General features: G+C 40.2%; 9 protein-coding genes. 3 read left to right on the top strand and 6 right to left on the bottom strand.

Going from position 1 to position 19,124, the window contains the following annotated elements; translation table 11 throughout:
- Positions 1 to 21 precede the first annotated feature (21 nt).
- The 4 genes from tig to gltX form a co-directional block, all read right to left on the bottom strand.
- The gene (tig, locus tag A9260_RS05825) at positions 22 to 1,323 is read right to left on the bottom strand and encodes a trigger factor (protein WP_068697083.1); all 1,302 of its coding nucleotides are present in this window, start codon (positions 1,321 to 1,323) and stop codon (positions 22 to 24) included.
- A gap of 446 nt (positions 1,324 to 1,769) precedes the next feature.
- Positions 1,770 to 2,831 carry an HD-GYP domain-containing protein gene (locus A9260_RS05820; protein WP_068697082.1) on the bottom strand — a complete coding sequence of 354 codons (1,062 nt, stop codon included), beginning with the start codon at positions 2,829 to 2,831 and terminating at the stop codon, positions 1,770 to 1,772.
- 12 nt (positions 2,832 to 2,843) lie between these two features.
- Complete coding sequence (locus A9260_RS05815) at positions 2,844 to 8,216, bottom strand: response regulator (RefSeq protein WP_068697080.1); 5,373 nt, start codon at positions 8,214 to 8,216, stop codon at positions 2,844 to 2,846.
- 191 nt (positions 8,217 to 8,407) lie between these two features.
- Positions 8,408 to 9,835, bottom strand: coding sequence for a glutamate--tRNA ligase (gene gltX, locus A9260_RS05810; RefSeq protein WP_068697078.1), 1,428 nt, complete (start codon positions 9,833 to 9,835; stop codon positions 8,408 to 8,410).
- A 591-nt stretch (positions 9,836 to 10,426) separates the two neighbouring features.
- Here gltX and A9260_RS05805 point away from each other — a divergent pair.
- Complete coding sequence (locus A9260_RS05805; protein WP_082957068.1) at positions 10,427 to 11,251, top strand: DUF2797 domain-containing protein; 825 nt, start codon at positions 10,427 to 10,429, stop codon at positions 11,249 to 11,251.
- Between the two features lie 115 nt (positions 11,252 to 11,366).
- Here the strand turns inward: A9260_RS05805 and A9260_RS05800 are convergent, their stop codons facing one another.
- Complete coding sequence (locus A9260_RS05800; protein ID WP_068697077.1) at positions 11,367 to 12,059, bottom strand: oligogalacturonate-specific porin KdgM family protein; 693 nt, start codon at positions 12,057 to 12,059, stop codon at positions 11,367 to 11,369.
- 1,439 nt (positions 12,060 to 13,498) lie between these two features.
- Here A9260_RS05800 and A9260_RS05785 point away from each other — a divergent pair.
- Together A9260_RS05785 and A9260_RS05780 are read left to right on the top strand one after the other, a co-directional pair.
- Positions 13,499 to 14,554, top strand: coding sequence for a porin (locus A9260_RS05785; protein WP_068697065.1), 1,056 nt, complete (start codon positions 13,499 to 13,501; stop codon positions 14,552 to 14,554).
- Positions 14,555 to 14,769: 215 nt separating this feature from the next.
- Positions 14,770 to 15,582 carry a DUF2057 family protein gene (locus tag A9260_RS05780; RefSeq protein ID WP_068697064.1) on the top strand — a complete coding sequence of 271 codons (813 nt, stop codon included), beginning with the start codon at positions 14,770 to 14,772 and terminating at the stop codon, positions 15,580 to 15,582.
- 607 nt (positions 15,583 to 16,189) lie between these two features.
- Here A9260_RS05780 and A9260_RS05775 read toward each other — a convergent pair.
- On the bottom strand, positions 16,190 to 18,841 hold the full coding sequence (locus A9260_RS05775; protein WP_068697062.1) for a beta-N-acetylhexosaminidase: 2,652 nt from the start codon (positions 18,839 to 18,841) through the stop codon (positions 16,190 to 16,192).
- Positions 18,842 to 19,124 lie beyond the last annotated feature (283 nt).

Genomic DNA, 19,124 nt, shown 5'->3' with positions numbered 1-19,124 from the left:
CTCTACGCAAACTCAACGTCCTTATGCAGGTTGTTGGTTCATAATTGCATCAAATGACTCTTCTTTGTCAGTCACTTGAGCTTTAGCAATGATAGCGTCGATTGCTTGCTCTTCTAGAGCAACGTTACGCATGTTGTTCATCATTTCTTCATTGCTTTCGTAGTATGCAATCACTTCAGAAGGATCTTCATACGCTGTCGCCATTTCTGTGATAAGTGCTTTCACTTTCTCATCATCAGCTTTTAGCTCTTCAGCTTTGATTACTTCACCAAGTAGAAGACCTACAACTACGCGCTTGCGAGCTTGCTCTTCGAACAATTCACGAGGAAGTTGATCAGCCGCGTCAGTGTTGCCACCGAAACGTTGAGCAGCTTGCTGACGAAGAACACCAATTTCTTGCTCGATAAGTGCAGCAGGAACAGTAATGTCGTTCTCTTTAGCTAGACCGTCGATTGCTTGATCTTTGATGCGAGTCTTAACAGCTTGCTTAAGTTCACGCTCCATGTTCTTGCGTACTTCAGTCTTAAGTGCGTCAACGCCGCCTTCTACAACACCGAATTTAGCAACGAACTCGTCAGTTAGCTCAGGAAGTTCACGTGCTTCAACTTTGTTCACTTTGATAGTGAACTTAGCGTCTTTACCTTTTAGGTTTTCAGCGTGGTAATCTTCTGGGAAAGCAACGTCGATTTCAAACTCAGTACCAACAACTTTACCTGCAATACCGTCTTCAAAACCAGGAATCATACGGCCTTGGCCCATTTCTAGTGGGAAGTTTTCAGCTTTACCGCCTTCAAACTCTTCACCGTCGATAGAACCTGTGAAATCGATAGTAGCACGCATGCCTTCTTCAACAGCTGAATCAACTTCTGTCCAAGTAGCTTGTTGCTTACGTAGAGTTTCAAGCATGTTTTCTACGTCTGCTTCTTTAACGTCTACTACTGGTTTCTCAACAGCGATGTTTTCTAGACCTTTAAGTTCGATCTCAGGGAAAACTTCTAGAGTTGCAGTAAATACAACATCTTGGCCTTCAGCTGTTTCTACTGGTGCGAAAGTTGGTGCACCCGCTGGGTTGATTTTTTCTTTAACGATAGACTCGATGTAGTGACGCTGCATCACTTCACCCATAACGTCGTTACGTACCGCTTGACCGTACATTTTCGCTACCATTTTCATAGGCACTTTGCCTTTACGGAAACCGTCAAAACGACGATTCTTAGCGATGTTACGTAGTTCAGCTGTTACTGCATCTTCAATGTTAGCAGCAGGAACAGTGATAGTTAGACGGCGCTCAAGACCTTCTAGAGTTTCAACAGTAGCTTGCATTATTTTTAAACCTCAACAAAAGCTCAGTTATCTGAGCATCGTGTCACGACCCTAATGAGAGTGACAACATCCTAGTGTGCGCCTCAAAGAGGCAACTAAATACAAAAGAGAGTGTCGCTGCAGCTTAACGCAACAACGAATCAATTAGCGATACCTTAAACTCAAGACATCTCCAATTAACCTCAGAGTAATAAATTGACGCGACATTCTACCGACATAGACTGGCTCTGTCGAGATGTGACCTAAACACTCTTAAATAATCACTGTGAGACATAAATATAATCTCACTGAAAGATACAATGGGGGCAGGTTTACTAAAATCAATAGTAAACCCAAAAATTGATGTATTCGTTCAAAAAACGAGATCTCTCTCAAACTTCCATATTGCTATACGGTCATTAAGTTTAAAACCGGCATGAACTAGATGCTCATACCGATTGTGAAAGTTAGCAATCTGGCTCCGCATAAAGGCGCATAATTTCTCGAATTTGTGGCTCTTGTTGTAAAAATAAATCCACCAGCGCAGGATCAAAGTGCTTATTTTTCTCTTCAATGAGCAAATTTAGCGCATCTTCTACTGTCCAAGCCTTTTTATAAGGGCGCACAGAAGTAAGAGCGTCAAACACATCAGCGATTGCACAAATGCGTCCTTCTAGAGGGATCTCCTCTTGCGACACCCCATTGGGATAACCTGAACCGTCCCACTTTTCATGGTGGGTGAGCGCGACAATACGAGCTATTTCCATTAGTTTTGAACTACTGCAATCGCCTAATATCTCGACACCAATTTGTACGTGGTTGCGCATCACTCGCCATTCTTCGTCGTCCAATTTGCCTTGCTTAAGGAGGATGCCATCAGGAATACCTATTTTTCCGATGTCGTGCATCGGGGCCGCTTCTTTTAATATATCGGCTTGTTCATCTGACATACCGCAGGACTTGGCCAATAGATAAGCATAATTGGCCATACGAAGTACATGCATCCCCGTTTCATTGTCTTTAAATTCAGCCGCCCTACCCAATCTTTTAAGAAGCTCAATATTGGTATTTTTAATGACTGTTGTTTGCTCTTTCACTTTGACGTACAGCAGCTTATTTTGATTGGATAACGCTAAGTGAGTTTCAATTCTTTGCCTTGCAATCGGCGGTACGATTGGCTTAGCAATGTAATCTACCGCGCCCAACTGCAAGCCTTTAATTTCATCATCAGATGAGATTTTTGCGGTCACAAAAATAACAGGAATATGCTGGGTATTACTTTGCTGCTTGAGCTTCTCACATACCGCAAAGCCATCGATACCGGGCATCATGATATCAAGTAAGATCAGATCCGGTAATGGCGTTACTTGCGCAAGCTTTAGTGCTAACTCACCATTAGTCGCAACACGAATCCGATAGTCATCTTTGAGTAACCCCGCTAATACATCAATATTTTCAGGGGTATCATCAACAATCAATAGCAAGGGCTTTTGTAGCTGAGAAAATGAAGCTGTTGTTTCAATTTGCATTTACATTCCTATTTATTGTGTATTGCGAGTAATCCAGTCATCGATAGCACTACGCGCTACATCAAACTGATAAGTTGATAGAGAACTTTCTAATTTATCAAATAATTGCAGTAGTTCGGCTTGGCTATGTTGCTCCCTTAAAACTTGTACTTTTTCTAGTGCTTGCAAGTCATAATTGTCGACCAAAATGCCTAGGTATTTTATTTGTTCATGCAATTCATCATAATTACATTCAGATAAATCACCCTTATCACTCTCTAAATCAGCATCACTTGTGCTTTTATTGCTAGCGGATTTGGCTAGTGCTTCGCTCTGCTTTAATTCAACCTGTTCTAAATAGCTTTTAATTTCAGCAAGGGTGTTGTCTAAGCTATGACGCAATGGCTCTAATTGTGAAGAGAGCTGCTCTGGCGTTAAAGAGTATTGTTGCTCGTTGTTTGTGCAAAGCTGAGCGATAGCTAAAGCGCCGATGCTAGCAGAAGTGCCTTTTAAGGTATGTAATTCACGCAGAGCAACCTCCCAATTAGCATCGTTTAATGCAGACTCAAAATCGGCTATGCGCAGGGGAGCATTGACGAGGTAAGTTTTCATTAGCTTAATGTACAAAGATAAATTCTGATTACAGGTTTGTAAGCCCTGAACAACACTCAATATAGGTGCGTTAGATAGGTCTGAGATTGGTTCTGGATCCGAGGTTGGCTCTAAACCCGAATCTAGCATTGGCAAAGCGGACGAAACCGTCTCATCGTGTTCTTGTTTAGCCGCATTAACCAATACTTGTATCAATCGAGTTACTTCGATTGGTTTTGCAATATAACCATTCATTCCCGCAGCCGTGGCTTTTTCCTTATCACCGACCATGGCGTTGGCGGTCATCGCAATTATGGGGGTCACTTTATCAAACTGCCTAATTTGCTCCGTTGCTTGATATCCCCCAAGCACTGGCATCTGAATATCCATTAAAATAATGGCGTATTGATGATGTTTGGCTTTTTCTACCGCTAATAATCCATTTTCAACCACATCAATATCTAGGCCATACGACTCAAGTAAGCCAAGGACTAGCTCTTGGTTTAATTGATTATCTTCAACCAATAATACCCGCATGCCGTCAAGCAAGGCCTTATCATCACGTTGCTGAGAAATTTGCAGGTCGTGATCAATAACATTAACACCACTTAATTGAGACAACAGTTCAAATGGCAACCAAGGTCTTGGTAATATTTCTATGCCTTGTTTACGAGCTAAAGTACATCTATCTTCATTTGCACTACTTAGCAATATCCGACCAAAACCAGCTAATGTTGCGAGTTCTTGCTGCATTTGGATTAAGTCACAGGCAAGAGCGGGATCTGCTATGTAGATAAGATGCTCTCTCCCGTTACTCTTTCGCAGTAGGTCTAGCAGTTGCATGTAGGTATGAGTAACTTGTGCCTCTATCTCAACCGCAGCCAATGCACTATTTAATGCTTGGACGCCTTTTTCTGTTGGCTCAACAATAAACAGAGATTGGTGTTTAATTTTCTCTGTAATTAACCGAGCATCGTCTAGTAAACCGTGATTGCTATCGGCAATTTCTAGCTCCACTTCAAAATGAAAACTACTGCCGATGCCAAGCTGGCTTTCCACCCAGATTTTACCGCCCATTAATTCGATAATTTGCTTGCTGATACTCAAGCCTAACCCTGTACCGCCATACTCACGAGTTGTCGATACATCGGCTTGCTGAAAAGATTCAAACAAAGTATCGACTTTGTTTTGAGCAATACCAATTCCCGTGTCCTGAACCATAAAATGATAGCGATAGACATTCTTATCTGCTTGGATTGGACTCGCTTCAAGACAAATAAGAATCTCACCTTCTTCAGTAAATTTGGTGGCATTGTTGCCTAAGTTAATCAGCACCTGAGAGAGTCTTAACTCATCACCGATAACCATTCTTGGGATTGAACTATCAATATTAAAAATGAAATCAACATTCTTTTCTGCAATTCTAAAACTTAATACATTAGCAATGTCTCTCAACATATCCTTTAATGAAAAAGACCTTTGCTCTATTTCTAACTTCCCAGATTCAATCTTAGATATGTCTAAAATGTCATTGATGATAAGCAATAAAGATTGCGCTGATTGATGCACTTTTCCGATATAGTTTCGTGCTTTTCGATTCAACTCCCCTTCTAAAGCGAGATATGACATGCCGATAATTGCATTCATTGGTGTACGTATTTCATGGCTCATATTAGCCAAGAAATTACTTTTAGTTTGATTGGCTATGTTAGCAACCATAGTGGCATCAGCGAGCTCTTGGTTTAGCTTCTTAATTTCTGAAATATCATAGCTCCAAAAAAGAACCGCTGGCTCATCATGATAATCAATCAAATAGAAGCTACATAGCGCCGTAAATTGAGTGCTATCCTCACGTTGAAACACCATCTCTCGATCAATAAGTTTACCTTTCAAATCAAGCTCTTGATACACATCCTCTCTATCAATCGAATCAACATAAATCCGAGATATGAAGTAACCATATGACTCTTCACTGGTTAATTTAAACTGCTCTAGCGCTCGATTATTTGAGTAAGCAATACGCTCATTTTGTACAATTATGACCGCAATACTCGATGTGTTGAGAATATCAAACAGCCTATTCCGACTGGCTAATGCTTCTTGCTGCGCCGCTTTGGTTGCCGCAACTTGTTTTTTGAGTCTTCGATTGGAAATATAAAAAACAGATAAAACCAGCAATAGAACACTCGATACAATCAAGATCATGCGATAGTCCACTTTTTCTATCACGCGGCTGGATGCCCAATTATTGATTATCTGCTGTTTTTGACTCGCACTGATTGAGCGAACGGCCTTGGTCACTATCGAGCCTAATATTGGTCTACTTTTTAAGGTATGGAAGGTAGGGGTCACGGTGTAATTTAGGCGATCGACTATAGATAGGTTTCGATAAGAATGTTCGTTAAAAATAAAATTGATGACATAACTGGTATCAACATAACCATCAAGCTGCTCTTTAGACAGCATCTCTAAGCCTATGGCTGAACTATCCACCATGACCCAATCAATTTCCGGGTAGTTATCCATAAGCGCTGGTGTATTGGATGCACCATGATGAATACCCACTCGTCGACCATTAAAGCTTTCCAAACCATGGCTATATTCAACCCCTGTATGCCCTGCGACAGCAAGTTGATCCGTAAATAGAGGTAGTGAGGTCACATAGTCATAAGACATGCTTTTATTTTCCATCGCAGCTGAAACCATAGGGATTTCATTTGCTTCGATTTTATCTACGGTTTCTCGCCAGGAGTTGACCATAATAGGTTCAAAAGTTACCCCTACCTTTTCACTCATCTCCTGTAAGATATCTGCGACAATACCTCGATATTCTCCGTTTTGAACCCCCTCATAGGGTAATGCACCAGGATCAATACCTACTGGAATCACGGGATTATGCTTGATCCACTCAAGCTCTGCGGCGGTAAGATTTAACGAAAAAACATGCAGATTAGCTCGTTCATATATTTTGCGAATATTGTCATAATCGGTGGAACTCGCCCCCTCAAAAATACTAAGTGGTGGAATGTAATTCTGATTAAAGGAAGCACTGCTATCAAGCTCGGAGTAGATGGTTAATTCACCGATAGCGACTTGCTCAATACCATCACCTCGTAATAGAGGTTTGATAAGATAAACCAACCCTTGACGGCTAAATTCATCAACCTTTAATAACTGACCATTTTTATTCGTGTATTTTAGAATGTGATTAGGGTTATCACCAACTTGCAGCGCTATGGCGTTAAAACCATCTGAAAAACTGAACGCTTCTAGCACTCGATCAATAAGCTCTAGCCTATTTACTTGTATCAAATAGCTGACAATATCAGCGAGCAATGCACTACTTTGAGCTTTAGCTTGAAAATTTGCATTTTCGTACAGTTTCTCTAATCGGCGATATTTAGAACTGCGCATAAACCCAACCAGTTCGGCATTGAACTTATCTCGTAATATAGGATCTCTAAAAGCAACTCTTAGCGGTATACGAAAGCGAGTGTTTTGATCATGAGTGATATTTACGCGCAAATCTGAAGAGCTGCGAGCTAAATGAACCGCAAACTCTCTTGAGTCTACTAGTAGGTAATCGATTTCTTTATTTTGCAGTTCATTAAGCGCACTACTTAGATCGGAATAACGTTCATCAACATTTTGTCCAAATCTCGTTTCAAGCATTTTTATAGCCTGAGATGCGACAATGTTATTTACCGCTGCAACCATACCTATTTGTTTATCAACCACAGACTCAAAAGAAATCTTGTCATCAAGACGAGAAATTAAACGATACTCTTGAGTAAGGTAAGGCTCAGAGTAATAAAGACCATTCTTATCAAGCCCACCATTGTCATTTTTAATATCTTGTTCAGAAAGAAATTGCGTTGCCACATAATCCATGTTGTCAGATAAAAGCTTTTGCGAATAATCAAAGCTTTTATCTGCCGGAGCAAGGTTACCGCTTTCATATCCCATAGATTCGAATAAATCCTGCAATATTGAAAACTCTAAACCAATCGCAGAATCAGCAATAAATGTGTAAGGCGTTCGGTTGAAATAGAGGTAGCCATTAAGCTTATTTTTAAACGGCTGATGATCAAACCAGTGTGCCATGATGCCATTTTGAATATCGTAGGGCATACCCATTAACGATTTATTAATAATGGAAAGTAATTGCGTTGCCTCAGGATGAACCGCCATCTGTAGCCTCATTCCGTACAACTCTTTTGTTGAGCGCAGTGGTTTGATTCTATTGAGGTTCAACCCTTGAATTAAGCTTTCGGAAGACACTTTCTCACCAATATAGGCATCGACTTTCCCTTCATCAAGCGCCTTTAACGCACTCCTATCATCAACAAAGTATTTTCGAGTAAAAGAGAACGTATGCGCATCTAGATAGCGCTCAACAGCACTACCTTTAATCACGGCCAACTCAAGTGTTTGCGCATCAATGCTATTAGGATTGGGGTCAATATTGGCGCTGATATTAGTAAATACAAAATAATGGTAAGGAAGATAAGCGGTGGTATAAGCTAAATCTAGCTTTGAATCTTTAAAATCAAACGTCATGGGATACAGATCAATAATGCCATTTTCTGTATCGCGATACGCATCATCGAGGTTCGAAACTGGGACTTCAACAAAGTCTATATCAGTGTTCTTTTCAATGTATTGCAAGTAATCATTAACAATCCCTGCATACTCTCCCCTATCATTTAAATAGATATAAGGGTAATGATTATCAAACACCGCAACTTTGATTTGTTGCCCTTTTCTAAGCCAACTACGCTCATCTTCAGAAAACTGAATATCAGCAAAACTCATTGATGAACACAACAGCGAAACAAACGACAAAAGATAAATAGCAAAGCTATTAAAATGTATACTTGGGGAGAATTTCAAAAATAGTACCTAACAGAATATGCCACTAGGTAACTATAATACAAAAAAACCGCTAACTTACTGAAAGTTAGCGGTTTGAGTGATTTAACTGGTCAATAAAGTAGTAATGCTAATTAAGCATTAGCCTCACGCTCAGTAATAAAGGCAAGAGCCAGTTTAATACGAGCGACAACACGCTCTTTACCAATGAGTTCCATCACTGCATCTACCGAAGGTGATTGACCACCGCCAGTAACGGCAACGCGAAGTGGCATACCAATTTTACCCATGCCAATTTCTAGCTCATCGCAGACCGCTTTAATGATGTCATCTTTAATAGACTCAGTAGTCCAGTCAGTTAATGCCTCAGCTTTTGCTAGAGCCAGTTCAAGTGGTCCTCTTGCCACACCGCGAAGATGTTTCTTAGCAGCGCCCGCTTCAAACTCACTAAAGTCTTCATAGAAGTAACGAATTTGCTGTGCAAGCTCAATCAGCGTATGACAACGCTCGCCTACAAGAGTAATAACTTCGGTAAGCGCTGGGCCATTATCAGTATTCAGGTTTTGTTGATCTAAATGCCATTGTAGATATTTAGCAACGTATTCTGGCTCTGAAGATTTAATGTAATGGTTGTTAAGCCATAATAGTTTGTCTGTATTAAACGCAGAAGCTGATTTTGAAACTGCATTTAGGCTAAAGAATTCGATCATTTCTTGTTCGGAGAAGATCTCTTGGTCACCATGAGACCAGCCTAAACGAACTAGGTAGTTGTTAAGTGCATTCGGCAAGTAACCTTCGTCACGGTATTGCATAACCGATACTGCGCCATGACGTTTAGATAATTTAGCGCCATCGTCACCCAAGATCATTGCACAGTGTGCAAAAGTTGGTACAGGTGCACCTAGTGCTTCATAAATATTGATTTGACGAGGAGTATTGTTGATATGATCTTCACCACGCACAACATGCGTAATTCCCATATCCCAATCATCAACCACAACAACAAAGTTATAGGTTGGTGCGCCATCAGTACGGCGAATGATCAGATCATCAAGCTGCGTGTTGCTAATTTCGATATGACCACGAATTTGGTCATCAAAAATAACACTGCCCTGCTTAGGATTACGGAAGCGAACAACAAAGTCATCACCGTCTTTTGCGGCTGCGTTTGCGGCTACAATTTGAGGATGTTCAGCATCATAACGAGGCATTTCTTTGTTAGCTTCTTGCTCTGCACGAATCTCTTCTAGAAGCTCTTTAGATGCATAACATTTATAAGCTTTATCTTCGGCAAGAAGTAGATCAATACATTCATTGTAACGATCAAAGCGCTTAGACTGGTAGTAAGGACCTTCGTCCCAATCCAAACCCATCCACTTCATACCTTCAAGAATGGCATCGACTGCTTCTTGAGAGTTACGTTCTAGGTCAGTATCTTCGATACGCAGTACAAATTCACCGCCTTGGTTTTTAGCATAAAGCCAAGAGTAAAGTGCAGTACGTGCACCACCTACGTGTAGATAGCCGGTTGGGCTTGGGGCAAAACGAGTTTTTACCGTCATTGAATTTACCTTATAACAGTCCAGTTGCTTGGATAAGCGCATAATTTGCCGCTATTTTAGCACCGAAGTATAAATGTACAACGGTCAGGAACTGGATCTAAGTAAAGACAGTAAGATTTGCACAAACTAAAAGTCGTAGATGATTTACAATTACAGAATAATTGCAGGTTGAATCTGATTCTTTTATAGCGAATCCACGTCTAAAGTGACGTGATTACAGTATAAAGCTAACAGTACCAACAAGAGCAGTAAGAGAGAATAAAGCGATACGGCCGATAAGACCAAATTCAGAGTGTTCAATCATAGTTGGGTGATTCATTTGCATTCCTTTAATTTATTTAACATCTGCAACCAATATGCGTTACATCTCACGCCGTTACAATCGAAATATGTCATTAATATGACACTGATGGCATTCAAGGCAATAAACGTAACACGGATCACACTTACTGTGTTTACCAAAGGACATTTAATAACAAAATCAATAACTAGCCAGTTCAGGTAATATCATAAAACTTTGCAACTAATGTCTATATTTACTCGGTATAATACTAAGATTGCTACAATGGCTAAGAATTAAAGGATCTAAACATGACTCAAATAACTGGTCATATTCGTAAAATGACTTCGGTATTAACTGATGGTCAAGTCAGTTACCAATTACCTCTCGATGATCAGTCACTGGATTTGATGGCACTTATCGGTAAACCTCTAAAATTGACACACTCTGGGCGTATTCACTGCCAAGAATGTGGAAGAAAAACGAAAAAAAGTTATTCCCAAGGTTTTTGCTACCCATGCATGACTAAGCTTGCGAAATGCGATATGTGCATCATGAAGCCTGAGACCTGTCATTTTGATAAGGGGACTTGCCGAGAGCCGCAATGGGGTGAGGATAATTGCTTTGTTCCGCATTATGTTTACTTAGCAAACACCACCGCAATAAAAGTCGGCATTACACGTCATACACAAATTCCTACACGCTGGATCGATCAAGGAGCCAACCAAGCCCTTCCTATTTTTAAGGTAAGCTCTCGTTTACAATCAGGATTAGTTGAAACTGCGCTAAAAGAGTTTATTTCTGATAAAACAAATTGGCGAAATATGCTCAAAGGTAAAGCTGAACATATTGACTTAAAACAGCGCGCTGAGGATTTGATTCCACAAATAGAAGAAAAGCTGTCACAGTTGCAACTGCAGTTTGGTCAAGATGCGATACAACGATTGGATGAAGATGTCGTGGAGATCGATTTTCCAGTGACTGAATATCCAAGCAAGATCAGCTCATTAAATTTTGATAAGACCGCAGAGGTTGGTGGAATATTGCTTGGTATCAAGGGACAATATTTATACTTCGATACGGGTGTGATTAACATGCGTAAATTTACCTCCTATGAGATAACCGCAGAGTTTTAAACGCCTATCGTAGTAAAAAGGCCGAGCTAAATATTCAGCTCGGCAAATAACACACTAACAAACAGACTAGGTGTATAGAGGACAATAAAAATAGTGTCCGATTAAGGAATAGATGTTAGAAGCCGTATGATGCACCAAACACAAACGCATTGTTCACTAGGCTATTACCTGCAGCATTGTCTGCACCATGAGCTTGACTACGGAACTCAAAGTAAGGCTGAACACCACTACGAGTCCAAGTAGCACGAACCTCGTGATCCATGGTTTCAGCATCAATCATATAAACGTTGTTGTAGCTTAACTTCAGTTCTGTGTTTGAGAACGTATAGCCAATGTAGTTATCCATACGGTAATCAGTATCAGCATCGTTGTCGGTTGCATCAATATGCGCACGGGTACGGTTACTAATTGAAAGACCATTATCAAAGTTATAACCAATTTTAATCAATGGGCGATATTGAATTGAGTCACCTTCTTGAATTAGGTGCTGATAACCTGCCGCAACCCACAAGCGATCGGTCAAATTAAATGATTGTTCACCACCAACAGTCACATAAGTACCTTGTCTACCTGCCCCACCGTTGTCATCAACAATTTCGCCTAGCTGAATACCATCAAACTCAGTGTACAGCGTCAGTCCGCCAAGACTGTTATCAAAAGTATGACCGGCTTCTAATGTGGATGTGGTTTCTGAACCATGGATACGACCATCATCATGGAACTGAATATTACCCGTCACATAAGACGATGCAAAAACTGGAGATGAAACAACTAATGCTAATGCACTTAAGCCTATAATTTTTTTCATGAATATACCTGTGTTTTAACCAACTGAAATTATTAGAATCATCAAGCAATAAGCTTGTTATGCTCGTTTGACTGCCTAAGAGTCAAAATCCGTTGACTTGTCTATGCCATATGACTAATTACTTTAGATTTCACATGACACTAGATTCTTATGACTGGGTATATCCTGTGCAGGTTTATCTTTAAAAACAAACACACTCCGCCACAATACAACATGCATCACAGCAAGCGCACTCATAAAAAATCAAAAAGATAATTAACTCTGATAAAACAAAAGCTTACTCGTTATATAAAATAGCTTTAGAACTCACCAACAAAATAGAAACAAGCGCTTGATCACAGATAAAGATGCAATATGCAACATTAATGAGATGCGCTTCATATGAGATTGATATGAATTTAGTTGCCTTTATATTGAGAAAAGTAAAACAGTGAAGTCGATCACGTCAACTGTGGCTGCATTGCTCTTGATAAATGAAATCAGTCACCTCTTAAACCTTTCAATAATTTCGATTTAAAGGCTTTAAAATCGCCTTTAAAGTCATATAAGCGGTGAATCAATTTATAAAAATGCACAACTCTCACTGAATTTAAAGAGAGAACCGAATAGCTAGCGTGATAGTCAAAAGCTGCAATATAGCGAGTAGTGCATAATCTCACCATTAATTCCTGATTGCATACCCTTCATCCGCTGAAAACCCTAAGATTTGTATACAATTCGTTATAGTCATTAGTTCTTATCACCACAGTCCATCCCCGAATTTAAGGGTTTAATCTGCATCAATAGCTTTGGTTTTGGTATACATGCCCGACTTAGACTGTTTATTAACACAAATTGCAATGAAATGGCCATTCATGGAATAAAAAGTCAGTATTGTGATTATTCAAGCAACATGGTTTCTATATGATTATGTGATACTTATCATAAAGTTACAATAAACAACCAACTAAGCGATTCAATTTCATTATCAGAATCAATTTATTTCTCATAAAAAATTAAGTTGCAAATCACACATGATCATCGTGATTGCATGGGCTTGTAGATAATAAAATTCCGCCTTATTCACTTCATTAATATATTTATATTATGATTTATATATTATCACACAAAATAAAATCCGATAAAAAACAACAACTTATACATAAAAAACATTAAACCAATCAAAGAAAACAAAAGTTCAATTTTAAATAGTGATCCTGAGCCCACTTTCACATAAAGGGTGCACTTGATCCCATTTTTCGAGATGAAAATTAAGTTTAGATTGCAGTTTTTTACAGCAGCAACGAATATAACTCCATCAGAACAAACTGATAAACGACAAACAACAAAAGAAATCTGAAAGTTTACAAAGTGTTCATCATTATATGCATCTACAGTCGCACCCCACATTAGAAAGTGGCTGAGAAGCAACCTACAAGTATCTATACAAGGAGTTACAAATGAAGAAGGTATGCAATAAAACAGCGATCGCTATTGCACTAACAAGTGTGTTAGCTACAGCTTCCGTAGCAGCTGCAGAAACAGGCCAAGTGGGCGTTATTTCTGATTTTAATGTTGATGTGTACGGTGTTGCTGCAATATCTGTGGTCAACTACAACGTCTCTGACAACCGTGATGCAAGTTCTGGTTTCGCAGTTGAGAATGAATCACGTATTGGTTTCCGTGCTTCTAAAGAAATGGTTGATAATTTCTTAATCACTATGCAGATCGAATCTGGTTATGTAGATAACACAGATTGGGGTCATGGCGGCGTTTCTGGCGGTGTGCTTGGCTTCCGTGATACTTTCCTTGGCGCTTCAGGCGACTGGGGTAACCTACGTGTTGGTCGTGTTCTAACTCCTTTATACGAAATTGTTGACTGGCCGTTCTCTAACCCAGGTCTTGGTGCAACGTTTGATTGGGGCGGCATCAGCGGTCACTACGATCGTCAATCGAACCAAGTTCGTTTTGACTCAGCAAACTACGGCGGTTTCACTTTTGCAGCGTCTGTTGGTCGTGATGACAACGACAATGGCGGCGGTAGCGCAACTCGTGATGCATACTTCTACAGTGGTAATGCTAAATATAGCTTCAGCACTGTAACTCTAATGGGTGCAGCAGAAGCAGCAACTCGTGCTAACCTAGATGAAACTTCAGCTTACATCGTTGGTTTTGAAGCAGGTCTTCCGGCAGGATTTGGTATCGCAGCAGCATTTAAACACGAAGAAGTTGATAACAAAGCTGACGTATCTAAAGGCAAGCAAACTCAAGACTCTATCTCTGTGATTGGTCAATGGTGGAATGGTCCTCTAGGTATCAAAGCAGGCTACGCGGCTAACTTTGACTCAGAAACAAATGGCACTTCACAAGATGATGCGAACAGCATCGCATCTGTTCAGGTTATGGGCGTAATTAACGGCTTTGTACCATACGTACGTGTTGCAGCTCGCTCTGACTTCACTGCAGAAAAAGACACAGATATCGTTACTCGCTTCGGTCTTGAATACGGCTTCTAAGTCTCATTTCTGAAGGCTAGCCCTATATTAAGGCTCAGTAACTGACATAAAATCAAAACGCTGACTAAAGTCAGCGTTTTTTATTTCTATCACCATTTAACTAAATGTTAGTCACTATTAAGGTTCAATATTGCCAATGAATAGGACGACAAGTATACGAATATTTGATAGCCAATATCCTTTGTGAAATGACTTTAATTTAAACGAGAGAGTTTATGATGCTGTATAAAAATAAGGCGTGGATTGTTGCATTAACACCTTTGGCTCTAAGTGCGTGTACAGCACTGGATTCATCTAGTGACTTCAGCAATTCGATTGCAAGCGTAGATACCCAATTGAACCATGTACAAGTGACTGGTAAGGAATATAAGCCTGAGTTCAAAGCAATTAAAGGCCCAAGTATTCTGAAATCTTCACTGAATTTTGTAGACAACTACCCACTAAATAATAATGTTACATCGTCATCTTATATAGCCATGAATGTAAGCTATTTCCAAAGCTATGATGAGTACAAAACCGTCACTTATAACGGTCAGCAATTTCCATTAAAAAGAACACTGCAATCTACTTCTAGCTGTAATGAGCACTGTACTGCAACCCAGTACTTTACCTTTCCAATGAGCCCTGAAAATATTAGTTTAGCTTCTGCAAAGGGGTTAGATTTCACCTTAGTTTCAAGTAATTCAACAATGACCACAGAGTTTTCAGTTCCAGCTGGCTACATAGACACTGTCCATAAAACAGCGCAAGCGAACGCGAACAAAGCGCCAACAGTTGCCGTCACTGCAGCCCCACAAACAACTCAAGTAGTTGCTACCTCTAAAGCAGAAGAAATGGTTCAGTACTGGTATGCAGAAGCTACGCCGCAACAACAACAAGCATTTAGCACATGGGCGTTTGAAAATAGAACTGACATAACTACGCAGCTCAAAAGCGATGCTAAACCAACAGAAATGATGTCTTATTGGTACGAAAAGTCATCTAAAGAAGAGAAGATTGCCATTTTAAAATGGCTATTAGAGCAATAATATCGCTTTGATCAGCAACCATGAAAATACTTTAAAAACAATCAAATAAAGTCATTAACTAATCAAACAAGGCAGTGTTAATTCCTAATATTTAAGGAATGACACTGCCTCTTTTGTATATGCCATAAAACTCAACGTACTTGACACTCATTACCCTCTCCCGCCCTACACAATCTATCAACCTCAACCTACCACACGCCTAGGGCGAACGCATGAGTGAACATATCGACAATCATCTGCATCATCTCCACAAGACGCCGTGAAATCATCCTGATGGCTTCATTGTGGCATCCATTCCACAAATCCATTCCACAAAGAGTTGTTCCTATAATGCACATGATTTTGTTCAAATAACGTTCGTGATCTCACCCTGACCACATGTCTTTAACTGCCATAGAATTCTAATCAGTCTGTAATCAAGCGACTCTAAGGCTAGTTTATCAAATAGAAACCGACGATTAATGCTTCACGATGAAACTGGTGGGATACATTCGTTTGAAGAAAAATAATTGAAAAGAAATGAGCGAAATTAAGCCGTCTATTGGTGGCATAAAAAAGGCCAGCAACTAGTGCTGGCCAAAAAGGAAGTAAACACCCTACTTTAACGTTACTTCACCATTGTAACTCGGCTTTCTTTCTCTCCTGTTGCAGAGACAGTCTTAATCCAAACGTCACCTGATACAGATGGACGCTTATCATCTTGGTACGTTACCCAGTTTGTTCCATCAACTGAGTATTGCAGTTCAACACCTGGGAATTGAACATTCATCGCTAATTTACCATCAACAACTTCTGCTCCTGGAATTGGTAAACGATAGTCAATACCTGCTTTTTCAAGCTTAGCCAGTTCACGTTGACCCATAACATTGGCAAAACGAGTCCAATCAGATAGCAATGCATCTTTATTTACAAGGCTGGTTTCTTGTGAGTATTCAACGCCTGCTTTGTACTCATTTTCCCAGCTAGCGGCATGCCATGCACGCTCTGCAGCTGCAAGTACGCGAGGGAATACCATGTATTCATACTGCTCATCGGTACGAACTGTTTCAGACCAAAGTTGTGCCGACAAACCAAGGAAAGGTTTGGCTGCAACTTCGCCCTTCGCAGCAAAGCCATTACCATCACGGTCTACTGAAGTTTCAGCATTTTGTGGCATGTTTTCAGGTGCAAATGTGAACATCTTACGAGTATCAGTTGCACGTGTCGCCCAGTAGTAACCACGCTCTTTTGCATCAACTTCGTATGGGAAATCCATGTACACGTAATCAGGGTTAGAGGCGATTACTTGATAACCTTTGTCTGCCCACTGATAAACATTAGTTGCGCCACCCCAGTACAGTGTTTCCCAGAAGTTTACGCGAGTATTTTCAGTCGCAAATGACTCTGGACCTTCACTGTATTTCAAGCCATCTTCCCACGCTTGGAAGTTTGGAATACCGTGCTTAGCAACCAGTTTTGATACTTCTTCTGCAAAGTGACTTGGGATATGTTCAAAGTCGTTAACTGCGCCGCTGTTAATTAGCGCCTGACACTGTGGCGACTTAGCAAATGGCTTGTCTTGTACTGTTAGGTCAATGTTACCTTTCCAGCCCACTTTTTCTTCTGCGGTAATGTCTTGGAATCCAGCGCCTAGCTTGATGTTTTTAGCTTCATCACCACCGAAGTGCCAAGTTGTTAGTGGCATGCCTGCTTCTTTGTGCATAGCAGCAACTTCAGTAATCACTTTGTCTACAAAGCGAGATGAAGAATCTAAACATGGGTTAATGAAACTTCTCTTATCGTAGAACTGAACCGTAGTAACGTTAGACGTATCTTGCGGGTCCATTAGACGATATTCGTTAGCGGCTTCTTCATTACCTTCCGCCATCAGACGATCGTAACGAGCTTCCATAGAAACAACAGCCGCTCGTGCGTGTGCTGGCATATCGATCTCAGGGATAACTTCGATGTTACGCGCTTTCGCATACTTCAAAATATCAAGGTAGTCTGCGCGGCTAAAGTGTCCTGAGCCAAAGTTGTCTGTCGTAGAACCTGATGCTAGCTGTGGCAACAAACACGTTTTCTCTTCTAGATCGAAACAGCGCTTAGAACCGATATCTGTAAGCTCTGGTAAACCAGGAATTTCTAAACGCCAGCCTTCATCATCAGACAAGTGAAGGTGAAGTTTATTCATCTTGTACGCCGCAAGTTGATCAAGCGTTGCTAAGATAGCGTCTTTAGAGTGGAAGTTACGTGCGACATCAACCATTACGCCACGGTAATCAAAGCGTGGAGCATCTTTAATATCTAGCAAAGGAAGCTGCGTTGGTGCATCAAGGTTCACTAAAGCAAAGATAGACTGCATTGCGTAGAAAGCACCTGCTTCATCGAATGCTTTAATTTCAACATGATCTTTTGCGATATCTAAAGTGTATGCACCTGTTTTAGCGAATTCGTCTTTAAATTCAGCTGGCGTAATAGCCACTTTAAGTGGGGTTTTACCTTGTAAGTTCACACCTAATAGATCGGCGCGAGTTTGTAATGCTTGTACCTGATCAGCAGAGAATGCCGCCGTATCAAGCTTCAAACCACCAGCGATATCTAAAGTACCTTCTTTTACTTTGGTGTATGCCGGTGCAGGAATGATAGCAGCTGAAACGTCTTCTTTTTTCACGTCGCTGTTTTTATCAAAACGTGTTGCTGCTGTAGCAAAGACATTATTATCGCCAGGTGTACGTTTTAGGTTGTCGCCTTCAAGACCAGTAACAAAGTCCGTCATGTCTACATTACTTAGAGACACTAATTGTTTTGGCGTTGCATTGTCAGCTGTAACAAATGCGCCTGGGAAGAAGTCAGTTTCAAATAACTGCCAGTATTCGCCAGTAAAGACAACATCAACACTCTCACCGGCTTTAAATCCAGCAAATTTATCGGTGGGTTCAAGTTTATGTAGATCACCGGTAATACGAGTAATCTTAAATTGATCGCTATCGACATCTAGAATCAAACGAATGCTATGGAAATAAATAGCCCAGTCATTTGAATCCACTGCTTCACCATCATTGGTCAGTGTCATCTTAACTTGGTTACATGATGCCCACTCCGCACCTAGGTCTTGACACTTCAGACCATCGTTTGCTCCATGGTTAGTTAATACTTCATATTTAATATCAAGATTATTAGCCAGTTGATCTACTGTAGTTTGCACTGAGTTCTGCGCCGATGAGCAGCCCACAAGCACGGTAATCACAGAGGTAGCGATTAAACTCTTCTTTAACATTGTCCATCCCTTCTATATTCAAAATTTATTATTTATTTTAATTTCTACCTACAATTTAAATTGAGTTAATTTGCTTTGCAAATTTAGTTGTAAGCCAGAAAACGATTAGAATATCGCCCCAAATCAATGCTAAGTAATTGATTTTAATAATTAAAATCAAAAATAAAAGTCGATTTCACCATAAATCAAACATAGAATGAAACTATTTTTATATCAAAAGTGTGACTATCAACACGGCAATGTTGCAAAGGTAAATTGATTCACATCACAAATAATATTGCCA

This window comes from Vibrio sp. UCD-FRSSP16_30, assembly GCF_001676025.1.
Classification (GTDB): Bacteria; Pseudomonadota; Gammaproteobacteria; order Enterobacterales; family Vibrionaceae; genus Vibrio.
This window is presented reverse-complemented; position numbering and strand designations above follow the sequence as displayed.

What these genes read in the sequence shown, in the direction of transcription:
- tig (WP_068697083.1), bottom strand. Translation starts at nt 1,323, where the DNA reads ATGCAAGCTACTGTTGAAACTCTAGAAGGTCTTGAGCGCCGTCTAACT.
- A9260_RS05775 (WP_068697062.1), bottom strand. Translation starts at nt 18,841, where the DNA reads ATGTTAAAGAAGAGTTTAATCGCTACCTCTGTGATTACCGTGCTTGTG.
- A9260_RS05815 (WP_068697080.1), bottom strand. Translation starts at nt 8,216, where the DNA reads ATGAGTTTTGCTGATATTCAGTTTTCTGAAGATGAGCGTAGTTGGCTT.
- A9260_RS05780 (WP_068697064.1), top strand. Translation starts at nt 14,770, where the DNA reads ATGATGCTGTATAAAAATAAGGCGTGGATTGTTGCATTAACACCTTTG.
- A9260_RS05785 (WP_068697065.1), top strand. Translation starts at nt 13,499, where the DNA reads ATGAAGAAGGTATGCAATAAAACAGCGATCGCTATTGCACTAACAAGT.
- gltX (WP_068697078.1), bottom strand. Translation starts at nt 9,835, where the DNA reads ATGACGGTAAAAACTCGTTTTGCCCCAAGCCCAACCGGCTATCTACAC.
- A9260_RS05820 (WP_068697082.1), bottom strand. Translation starts at nt 2,831, where the DNA reads ATGCAAATTGAAACAACAGCTTCATTTTCTCAGCTACAAAAGCCCTTG.
- A9260_RS05800 (WP_068697077.1), bottom strand. Translation starts at nt 12,059, where the DNA reads ATGAAAAAAATTATAGGCTTAAGTGCATTAGCATTAGTTGTTTCATCT.
- A9260_RS05805 (WP_082957068.1), top strand. Translation starts at nt 10,427, where the DNA reads ATGACTCAAATAACTGGTCATATTCGTAAAATGACTTCGGTATTAACT.